Raw genomic sequence first — 3,102 nt, 5'->3', positions numbered from 1 at the left:
CCTTAAGCCTTGGGGCGGGGCCGCAGTCGATCTATGCGTTGGAGGAGGGCCAGCAGGTATTTTTCCAGTTCACCGGCCCTTTGAAGTCTCCTTTGGGGATCCTTTGCAAGGATCTTGTCCATGATCTGGTCGCAGACCTTGGGAATGGCGGGGTTAAAGGATCGCAGGGAAGGGTGATTCTCTTGGGTGATTCGATAAAACAGGTTCGAAAGGTTCTTCCCCTGAAAGGGCAAATGCCCCGTCAACAATTCAAAGAACACCACTCCGAGGGAAAAAAGATCAGACCGCCCGTCCAATTCCTGCCCGTTGATCTGCTCCGGAGACATGTAATTGGGGGTACCCAGTATGATGCCGCTCTTCGTCCGGGAAGAGGAAACAGCCTTTGCGATTCCGAAGTCCGTCACTTTCACTTTCCCGTCCTTAAGGAGCATGATGTTGGCGGGCTTGATATCTCTATGAATCACTCCCCTGCGATGGGAATAATCCAAGGCACCCGCGGCCTGGGCGATGATGGAAAGAACCTGCCTGAAAGGAAGAAGGGCATCCTTTGAGCAATAGCCTGATAGACTCTTACCATCCAGGTATTCCATGGCGATATAAGTAAGGTCATAGTCTTCCCCGACGTCGAAAATGGAAACGATTGCGGGATGGGAAAGTTTCCCCGCAATTTCAGCCTCCCGCATGAACCTGGTTTTGATCTCCTCGATCTTCTCGTCCTCGAACTCGTCCGAAAAGCGTATGGTCTTAATGGCCAGCAGTCTATTGATCTTGGGATCTCTGGCCTTGTACACGACCCCCATGGCCCCCTGCCCCAATTCGGAAAGGACCTCGTATCTTCCAACGGTCGGCCTGATATCCAGGTCCCCAGAGAGATGGATGGTGGATTCTCTCCTGGCCCCGTAAGCATCCAGGGCAAGGTGTCCCATGAGTTTCTTCAACTTGGGAATGCGCCGGTCAAGTCCCCTGTAAGTTCCGTCCGCCTGGCAGATGTATTCATAGACCGCGACCGCCTTGTTGATCATCCTTTTCCGTTCGTAATCAAGGCCCAGGTTGTAGATCACGTCTTTCATGGCATCGTCCAGGGGGCATTTTCTGAATTTTTCGAAAGCCAAATCAAGGAGCCCCTGGCTCTGGAAGCTCAGGCCCAGCATCCTGTTGGTCTCTATACTTTCCCGGGATGTGACCCCAAGGGACCTTTCCCTGGCGATAAACTCCCTGACGGTTGATACAAGGAAGGCGGCCGCCACGGAAAGGGCGATATAGGCGGTCTTGAACCAGATCCCAAATACCCTGAACGCCGTGAATGAGAAAATGAAAAGGATCACGAGAAGGCCCACCATGAGCCCCAATCGGTTTAAAAATCCGAATCTGGGAAAAACCAGGCAAGAGAACAGGGCAAGCCCTATAAGAACCACAGCCTCCACGTAGACCAGATAGTGGGGTCTGAGGAGATAACGACCCTCCAAGAGGTTCTCGATGATATTTGCCCACCATTCCACCCGGGGCATCTCAAGGTCGACGGGAGTGCGGATCCTGGCGCCCCCCTGGGCCGTGTAGCCGATGAGAACGATCTTTTGGGCGAAGACGGCCGGCACCTTTTTGACCTTCAGGATGTCGGCGAAGGAATAGTTGGGAAAAGATCCCCTAGCTCCCCTGAATTTGATTAAAAGTTCACCTTTTTGAATCGGAATCGGGGCGTCCCTGAGTTTGAGACCGCTTTTGCTTACAACACCCTCGTTCGGCTGTTTATCCAGGTATGCCAGGGCCAAGCGCAAGGGCATGGAAGGCATGAGGTGCCCTCGATAGTTGATGAAGAGGAGGTGGGTCTGCCCTTCCATCAAGGCGTCAGGGCATAGATTCGCATGGCCCAACCCGCGACAGCTCCGGCCCAATTCCGGAAAAGGGACTGTGAGGCGATTGACGGGAATAGCATCCACCATGCCCGCCCCTATACCAAGAACCCCCTTATTGAGAAATGACTCCTCAGAAAGAACGAGTTCGCTGTCATACCCGCCGAAAGTTCCGAGCACAGGGAGGAATACGTTTCCGCATTCGCGGACCACACTGGAGAGGGATGTGTCATTGTCCAATCTCTTCTCAATTTCCTCCAAACGTTGCAACAGCCATGAATCCCTTGGGTAATCCGGACGTTCGAGCAAGGAGCCGTGCAACTTCCTTATTTCGGAAAGCCCCTGATTGTGCTCCTTTTCGGGAAAAAGCAGGTCCAGGGCGATGATTTTGGCCCCGTTGGCTTTCAATAGGGAAATCATGCGGGCGATGACGGCCCTTGGCCATGGCCAGGGGCCCAGCTGGCGGATACTCTTCTCATCGATATTCACGATGGCGATCCTGTTTTCGGCCGTGACCTTCGGGAGATCCAGCCTCATATTCACACTGTAACTCCCCCTCTCCAAGGACTCGAAAACCCTGTATTCCCGGAAAGATAAAAAAATAAAGACCGCGGCGAGAAATATCCCCACCAACACATCCGCCGGTCTAACAGAGGCCTTTTTCATGCCAACCGCTCATTTTTTAGTGTGACATTTCAGGAGAAGGACTGAGTTCAGCCCTTGGACGATCTCCCCGACAACCCTTAATAGTGCACCCCCAGCTATCGGGTCACTCCCCCGGGTCGTTCTTAAAACCATTCTCCCTAAACCCCCATTGGAGCCGGTCAAAAATTCCGGTGGCCCCCATGGAGAAGCATCCTTTCCCGGTCGTATCGGTCTCCGCTGACTCCAGTCTGTTCAGCTTATTCAATCCCCCGCCTTCTTGTCAAAAAATTTCCAGGATCCTCTCCTATGGAGTAAAAATCACAACACCCCGGGTTGGGTTTGGTTTCTCAAAGGGGTGCAAAAGGGCCTCAGATCACCATCTTACTGTAAACCCAGATTATGTATGACAAATTTTGAAAGAAGTAATTTGTTTAATGATTATAGACTGTTGGACATCTTTCCGGATCAGATTACATTCACCTAGAGACCTTTGAAAATGTTCAATTTTGTCCAAGGGTCAAGGAAGGCGAAAATTTTAACCGCAGGAATACATTGGAGTATTTCGAGGATTAAAATTTGAGTCTGACCTGTCTGCCGTGCCTGCCTG

Annotated in this window: 2 protein-coding genes; both read right to left on the bottom strand. The window is 51.9% G+C overall.

From position 1 onward, the window contains the following. Positions 1-2: 2 nt before the first annotated feature. Positions 3-2,516 (bottom strand): CHASE2 domain-containing protein, encoded by a 2,514-nt coding sequence (locus tag JRF57_16360; protein ID MBW2305269.1) that lies wholly within the window; start codon positions 2,514-2,516, stop codon positions 3-5. 103 nt (positions 2,517-2,619) lie between these two features. Beyond that, positions 2,620-2,760, bottom strand: coding sequence for a hypothetical protein (locus JRF57_16355; protein ID MBW2305268.1), 141 nt, complete (start codon positions 2,758-2,760; stop codon positions 2,620-2,622). Between the last annotated feature and the right edge of the window lie 342 nt (positions 2,761-3,102).

The organism is Deltaproteobacteria bacterium, assembly GCA_019310525.1.
In the GTDB taxonomy this organism is placed as follows: Bacteria; Desulfobacterota; DSM-4660; order Desulfatiglandales; family HGW-15; genus JAFDEE01.
The sequence above is the reverse complement of the archived record's forward strand: the minus strand, read 5'-3'. Positions and strand labels throughout refer to the sequence as shown.

Coding starts and splice junctions, on each gene's coding strand:
- JRF57_16360 (MBW2305269.1), bottom strand. CDS start 2,516: ATGAAAAAGGCCTCTGTTAGACCGGCGGATGTGTTGGTGGGGATATTT.